Annotated in this window: 6 protein-coding genes and 2 pseudogenes; 4 read left to right on the forward strand and 4 right to left on the reverse strand. The window is 69.5% G+C overall.

Going from position 1 to position 6,000, the window contains the following annotated elements; genetic code table 11:
- Window positions 1-226: 226 nt before the first annotated feature.
- A complete protein-coding gene (locus ACFU5K_RS24470) occupies window positions 227-721 on the forward strand; it encodes a hypothetical protein (protein ID WP_384065281.1) in 495 nt (164 codons plus the stop codon).
- A gap of 115 nt (window positions 722-836) precedes the next feature.
- A pseudogene (locus ACFU5K_RS24475) lies at window positions 837-1,025 on the forward strand (IS701 family transposase); the annotation flags it as partial.
- Between the two features lie 766 nt (window positions 1,026-1,791).
- On the opposite strand, the gene ACFU5K_RS24480 reads toward ACFU5K_RS24475, so the two are convergent.
- From ACFU5K_RS24480 to ACFU5K_RS24490, 3 genes and pseudogenes are all read right to left on the reverse strand, one after another.
- Window positions 1,792-2,079 (reverse strand): hypothetical protein, encoded by a 288-nt coding sequence (locus ACFU5K_RS24480; protein WP_384065283.1) that lies wholly within the window; start codon window positions 2,077-2,079, stop codon window positions 1,792-1,794.
- Window positions 2,080-2,207: 128 nt separating this feature from the next.
- Window positions 2,208-3,021 (reverse strand): annotated as a pseudogene (locus ACFU5K_RS24485) (alpha/beta fold hydrolase).
- Between the two features lie 306 nt (window positions 3,022-3,327).
- Window positions 3,328-4,179, reverse strand: coding sequence for an endonuclease/exonuclease/phosphatase family protein (locus tag ACFU5K_RS24490; protein WP_384065285.1), 852 nt, complete (start codon window positions 4,177-4,179; stop codon window positions 3,328-3,330).
- A 329-nt stretch (window positions 4,180-4,508) separates the two neighbouring features.
- Between ACFU5K_RS24490 and ACFU5K_RS24495 the strand changes: the two genes are divergently transcribed.
- Window positions 4,509-4,715 carry a thioesterase domain-containing protein gene (locus ACFU5K_RS24495; RefSeq protein ID WP_384065291.1) on the forward strand — a complete coding sequence of 69 codons (207 nt, stop codon included), beginning with the start codon at window positions 4,509-4,511 and terminating at the stop codon, window positions 4,713-4,715.
- Window positions 4,716-4,812: 97 nt separating this feature from the next.
- Here the strand turns inward: ACFU5K_RS24495 and ACFU5K_RS24500 are convergent, their stop codons facing one another.
- On the reverse strand, window positions 4,813-5,361 hold the full coding sequence (locus tag ACFU5K_RS24500) for a GNAT family N-acetyltransferase (protein WP_384065287.1): 549 nt from the start codon (window positions 5,359-5,361) through the stop codon (window positions 4,813-4,815).
- A gap of 203 nt (window positions 5,362-5,564) precedes the next feature.
- On the opposite strand from ACFU5K_RS24500, the gene ACFU5K_RS24505 reads away from it, so the two are divergent.
- The gene (locus tag ACFU5K_RS24505) at window positions 5,565-5,786 is read left to right on the forward strand and encodes a hypothetical protein (protein WP_384065289.1); all 222 of its coding nucleotides are present in this window, start codon (window positions 5,565-5,567) and stop codon (window positions 5,784-5,786) included.
- The last annotated feature ends 214 nt before the right edge of the window (window positions 5,787-6,000 follow it).

Here is a 6,000-nt window from a genome sequence, read left to right on the forward strand (position 1 = left end):
GAGCTCTGTCTCCCACAGGGCGAGGTCCGCAAGCTGGCCAACGGCAGGGGGGATCGGCGAAGATACGGGCACGAGCGCGACTCCTGTGACGATCTTTTGGCGTAGAGACCTGAAAGATCATCAGAAGTCGCGCTCGTCCTGCAACTAGTACTCCAGCTGTAGATCGTGATCTTGCAGGTGGGGTGCGACTGGGCACGACATCTGTCACCAGCCCTACACTCCAGCCATGCCGATCCAGCCCCGGTCCGCAGGCTCCGCTGAGGAGCAGCTGTCGATCATCGATGCCTTGATTGCTCTGCCGTTCCCCGAACAGGAAGGCAAGTCGAGGACGCAACACGGATGGGGCGGGCCCGGATATCACATCGCTGTTCTCCGGGAGAGCCGGGACTTCTGGGACGTTCCTGGTCCGGAGACGATCACGGCGGCCGAGGAGGAGTTGGAGGCAGACCTCACCTCACTGGTCACGGTGCTGGCTGGGCGTTGGGGCAGTCCGACCGTGGTCGATCTGTGGCCCTATCTCGGGCTCGACAACCCGGACTACCCAGACATCGAGGAGGCGCCCGAGCCCCTGGGCTCCCTGTGCAACCTTGCTGGGAGCATGCAAATGTGGCAGGTGCCGTCTGCTGGTCGCTGGCTCGGGCTCACCATCGGCCAAGTCGATCGAGAGCTCCCCTTCGAACTGCTCGCCGCCGTCGGCGAGGCCTCCACGCTTGCGAAGTGAGCCGCGGGGCTGCCTGCCCCCATCTTGTCCGCGTCATCGCTTGTGACGGAGGACGCAAACCCGCGGCAGGTGACAACTTCAGTGCCCAGACTGTGACAGCTGTCGCGCTCAGCCTGAGAACGGACCCGCCCCGGACGGGCTGGTCCCGCTGTCCTGCAACGAGATCCAGTGCCTGTTCATCACGCTCGTCGTCCAGCCCCTCCACGGCATCGCCCACCGACTCGGCTGGTCTGACTGGCGACGCCGCCATCAGCAGCGATCACGCACCAGCCATTACCAGCGACAAGCCGCATCCCAGACATGAAGATCACGATCTACAGCTGGAGTACTAGCCACATCAAAACGAGGCAGAACCACTCAAGGGACAACTACGCCGGGGCCGTGGGGGGTAGGGGAGGCAACGAGATGGTGCGGGGTCCGTGCGGCCCTGTAACAGACCCCGCACCATCTCGCACTTCTGCGCGTCGGTCCTCGGGTCGTAGGCCACGTCCGATGGGGCCGTCCCGCACGCGTACCCGCGCCGGTTTTCTCCGGCTCGGCCGGGAGGGGTGTCGCCACCCTGATCGCCAGATCCGCAGCGGCGGTGTTCGGACGACCTTTTCAGCGCGGCCCGCTCGTAACCCGCGGCCGGCGGGCACAAGGCCGTCACCGCAACGGTCGGGTGCTGAGAGGCGCAGAGCCCCGGCCGGTCGGGGGGGCCGGCCGGGGCAGACAAAGGGATGCGGGTCCGGAGGGCGGTCGCCTCGCGGCGGACGGCTCCATGGGGCTTCAGCCGAACGATCTTCCCCATGGGCTAGAGGTGAGGCCCGGGGACACTGTCCCCTCCGTACCCACATACAGGTGAACCTTCAACCGATCGAGGTTGTTCCGGACTCTCGACCAGTGGGCAGTGAACCGGACCACACCGGCCACGCGGCTTCAGCACCGCGGCGCGAGGCCGGAGCCGCGGGGGTCCAGGTGTCCGTCGACGGGACCGGAAGGCGGTGACGTGCGAGCGGGAAGGGTCGTGCTCGCCCCACGCACGGTCCCGTGTGCTGCCTCGGGTGCGAGCCCGGAGATTTGGGGCGTGTTCAGCCAGTCGACTCGTCCGGGGTGGGATGTTCCGGGTGTACTCCTGCATTGCGAGCAGCGTTGCGGCCCGAGCCGGCCTCGTCCGGGTCGGGATTGTCCGAGTCCGGGTCCCCTTCGTCGGTCCCGGAATCCGGTTCCGTACGGGGGCGCTCTGTGCCGGGCGGAAGGATGACGTCGAGGGCGTCCTCGCCTTCCTGCGCCTGCTGGTCGGGCATGTCGGCGGGGATCGGCGGCGGGCTGGCCTCTGCCCCGGTGTACGCGGTTCCTGCGGGCCTGCGGTCGGTCATGTCGTTCCTCCTGTCGGTGCGCGGCCGCTCCGCTGCCGGCCGGTGTCGCACGTCGCGTACCCACTGCGTTCCGGACGACGCATTCCGCAGAGAGCCGGCGCGGGTCACGTCGACGGGCACCCGCACGGTCAGCCCGCAGCTCCGCCGTCGGCCTCCTCCGGCCGCGCGGCGCGCCTGATGGGCATCATCGTCTCGACCCCGTCCTGCCCGAGGTGATCCAGGATCAGTCGGTTGACAAAGGCCGGCTTCTCCAGCGGTACCAGGTGGGAGGCACCGGGAACCACCGCCAGCTGGGACTTCTTGATCGCCCGGTACAGGGCGGTCGTGTGCTCCAGGGCCATCATGTCGTCGTCGCCGACCATGATCAGAACGGATGCCTCGATCCGGGCGAGGTTCTCGGCGGTGAGCGTCGGCTGGGTACGCCACATGTCGACCATCTTCGCCGCCACCACCGGCCAGTGGTCCGCACCGTCCGGCGCGACGGACGCGTACATCTCCCGGAAGAACTCGAGATCGTCTCCGTCGGGTGTCATCGCGTCGAGCATCGCCGGTTCGACGAAGCACTCTGCGCCGGGTCGGGTGCTGGCCCCGATCGCCACGACCTTGCGTACCAGGTCAGGCCGGGCCATGGCGACGAGGAGCGCGACGACACCGCCGTCACTCCAGCCGACCAGGTGCGCCGGTCCCTCCACGACCGCCTCCAGGAAGGCCACGGTGTCGTCGGCCATGTCCTGGTAGGAGAGCGGTCCCGCGACGTCGGGGGTGTGACCGTGTGCGCGTCGCTCGGGCAGGAAGAGGCGGAACACGGCGGCGAGGTCGGCGCGCTGCGCCCCCCCACGTTTCGTTGGTGCAGAAACCGCCGTGCAGCAGGACGAGCGGATCACCGGCACCCTCGGTCGCGTACCACGTCCTGACACCGGGGAGTTCGACGTAGTCGCCCATTGCCTGCGGCGCTTGTGGAGTCCTGTCCATCCCAGCCAGTCTGCGCCGTGTCTCCGACGGGCGCCACGCGGGGCGACGACACCGCCGGTGGGGCCTGCGCGAGACCGGGGCAGACTCACGAACGGGGTCATGCCGGGGAGGCGCGTGCCTGCGGAACACAACACAGTGCGGCGACCTGTGGGGTGCCGCCGCACGAGCCTGTGCCCGCCGGCCTCACGGACCCATCGGCCGCCGCACGCCCGGCGACCGGTGAACGGGAGGGGTGCGGCGGACGGATGGCGGACTCACGGACTGCCTCGTCAGCGCTCAGGAACTGACGAGGATCTTGCTGAGCAGCGGCAGGTGGTCGGAGGCGGTCGGCTCGGACCTCACGACGCGCGTGAGAAGCGGTGTGGCGTTGCGGGTCGTGTAGATGACGTCGATCCGCTCGGTCGGGGCATCGGCCGGGTACGTGGCGCCCTCGCCACGCCCGTGCAGGGACTCGGCCCACGCGTCGGTGTAGGCCCTCTGCAGCGGCTCCGACTCCGGCGCGGTCGGCACGGCGTTGAAGTCCCCGACGAGAATTCCGGGCTTCTTCGTTCCGATCAGGTCGACGACCTGCGCGGTCTGCTGCAGACGGTCGGTCTGCGAACTGGCGGACAGATGGGTGTTGTAGAACTCCACCTTCTTACCGCGGACGTCGATCGTGGCGTGCAGCAGGCCGCGCTGCTCCTGGCCGGCCGTCTTGTACAGCCAGGTGTTGTCAGAGGCGGTGATCGGGTACCGGGACAGGATCGCGGTTCCGTACTGCACGCGATGCCCACCAGGTGCCGGCGGAGCGTTGTCGATGTTGGCACCGAACACCACGTGGTAACCCAGCATCGCCGCGAGTTCGGCCGGCTGGTCGGCCCACTCGCTGCGCGCCGAGTAGTGGTTGTCGACCTCCTGCAACCCCACCACGTCGGCGCCGCTCCGGCGGACGACGTCCGCGATCCTCTCGAGGTCGAGCGCGTCATCGCTGCCCTGGGCATGGTGGATGTTGAACGACATGACGTCCACTACGCGGGGCCCGGGGAGCTGGGTGCCCGAGGCGTCGTCGGCGGCCGAGGCCTGGCCGACCGCTCCGGTGGCGGCGAGCGCCACGACAGCGGCGAGAACGGACAGGGTCCGGCGAAACATGGTGCCTCCTGGCTCGGGTTCACTAGCGGTCCCGATCTTGGTGCGCCTCTCTGACGTGCCCGTGACCGCCAGATTAAGCCCTGCTCCCCTCGAGGTGTCCGTCGTGCAGGTCGTAGTCGCCGCGAGTGCAGCGTCGACGTGAGGTTCGTTTCCGTCAGGAACCGCTGACCGGCCGAGGCCGAGGGCATGTCCCCACGCAGTAGCGTTGACACCTCGGTCCAGCCGGACCGGCAGAGCGGGAAGTCGCGAACGTGAACCGAAGCACAACGCCGCAGCCACCGCGGGCCGACGGCTGGATCACCGGCCCGCAACGCCGGACCCCACCGGCCGTGCGGCTCTTCTGCCTCCCTTACGCCGGGGGCGCCGCCTCCGCCTACGCCCGGTGGCCCGCCTTCTTCGGTGGCGAAGTGGAGGTCTGCGGCATAGAACTTCCGGGTCGCCAGTCGCGTTACGGCGAGCAGCCCTTCACCCGGATGGGGAGGGCCGCCGGCGCAGCGCACGGGAGCGGCTCCTGGAGTCGGTCCGCACCGCGCTAGCGGACGCGTGTCCCCCCGGCGACCGGCGCAGCGGACCTGAAGGGGGCACCCCCTTGCGTGACCGCAGAACCTGACCGCACTGCGCACAGCGGGCGGATCAGGCGCGATGGGAGCTCAGGCCCCACGTCTGCAGTGCGAACGGCCGCCCCTTCTCCTCCCCCTCGATCAGCGGTACGTCGAGCAGTCCGAAACCCGCGTTGCGGGCGACGGCGACGCTGGCGGCGTTGTCTGCTTCCAGCTCCAGGATGACCTGCTCCGCACCCAGCTGCTCGAAGGCGTAGGCGGTCATCACGCGCACCGCCCGTACCGCGAGCCCTTGGCCGCGGTGCGCGGGTCCGACCACGTAGCCGATCTCCGTGCCCTCGGGGGCCCGCCGCAGCATCACCTCGCCGAGGGGTGCGCCGCCGTCGACGGTGATGGCGAGGAGGATGGTCGTGCCCTCCTCCCGCAGCTGCCTGTCCCGCTTCAGGCGCGCACGGGCTGCCGTCTCGTCGAAGGGCGAGACGATCGGTGTCCAGTACGCGATGTCCGGGTCGTCGAAGAGAGCCGGCATGGCTGTCACGTCCCCCTCCGTCCAGTCGCGGAGAACCAGGCCATCACCCGAGAGTTCGAGCCGTTCGGGCAGGGACGACGTGGTGCTGCTCATGCTGAGGGACCTTCCTGGCCTGTACGGGGCGACGAAGGATATCCGGGACCGGGTGGTGCGCGCGCGTCGTTTCCGGTGCCTCGCCCCCGGCGAAGTCGCCGCCGCCAGGGGAATCGTCGCCGGCCGTCGTCGGGGCGCTCTTCGCACCCGGGCCCTGGGCCGACCGGTGGCGCGGGACCCGCTCCCGGGGGCACCGTGGATGAATGAACCCGCCCGTCACCGTTCATCACCTCAGCCCGGACGGCGGCCGCCGCGTGTCCGTGCGGAGCTCTGCCGACACCCACATCCTCGGCATCGCCTACAGCGACCGCGACGTCGTCGAGTTCCTGCGCCGGGCGGGGCTCGAGGACCCGGACCTGCTGCTCGACGACCCCGCGTGGGTCAGGTGGCGCGGCGGCAGGCCTCACGAATGGGCCGCAGCGTAGACGGCGCTGAGCCTGCGCCCCGGGTGTGCAGCACGCTCCACCCGGACACCGAACAGGGGTCCACGGTCGTCGACAGCGCGTGATGCCTCGACTACGCGGGATTCGCCTTCGGCCCCCCTTAGTAGGGCTTTGTTAGATCCTGTGGTGTGGTTCGGGGGTTGGTGCGGGTTGGCCGCATATCGAGCAGGCGCCGGTCCAGGTGGCCAGGAGGGTC

The organism is Streptomyces sp. NPDC057428, assembly GCF_042803195.1.
Lineage (GTDB): Bacteria > Actinomycetota > Actinomycetes > Streptomycetales > Streptomycetaceae > Streptomyces.

Bases quoted from the DNA above. Each gene is read 5' to 3' on its own strand.
- ACFU5K_RS24470 (WP_384065281.1), top strand. From the start codon at position 227: ATGCCGATCCAGCCCCGGTCCGCAGGCTCCGCTGAGGAGCAGCTGTCG.
- ACFU5K_RS24500 (WP_384065287.1), bottom strand. From the start codon at position 5,361: ATGAGCAGCACCACGTCGTCCCTGCCCGAACGGCTCGAACTCTCGGGT.
- ACFU5K_RS24480 (WP_384065283.1), bottom strand. From the start codon at position 2,079: ATGACCGACCGCAGGCCCGCAGGAACCGCGTACACCGGGGCAGAGGCC.
- ACFU5K_RS24490 (WP_384065285.1), bottom strand. From the start codon at position 4,179: ATGTTTCGCCGGACCCTGTCCGTTCTCGCCGCTGTCGTGGCGCTCGCC.
- ACFU5K_RS24505 (WP_384065289.1), top strand. From the start codon at position 5,565: ATGAACCCGCCCGTCACCGTTCATCACCTCAGCCCGGACGGCGGCCGC.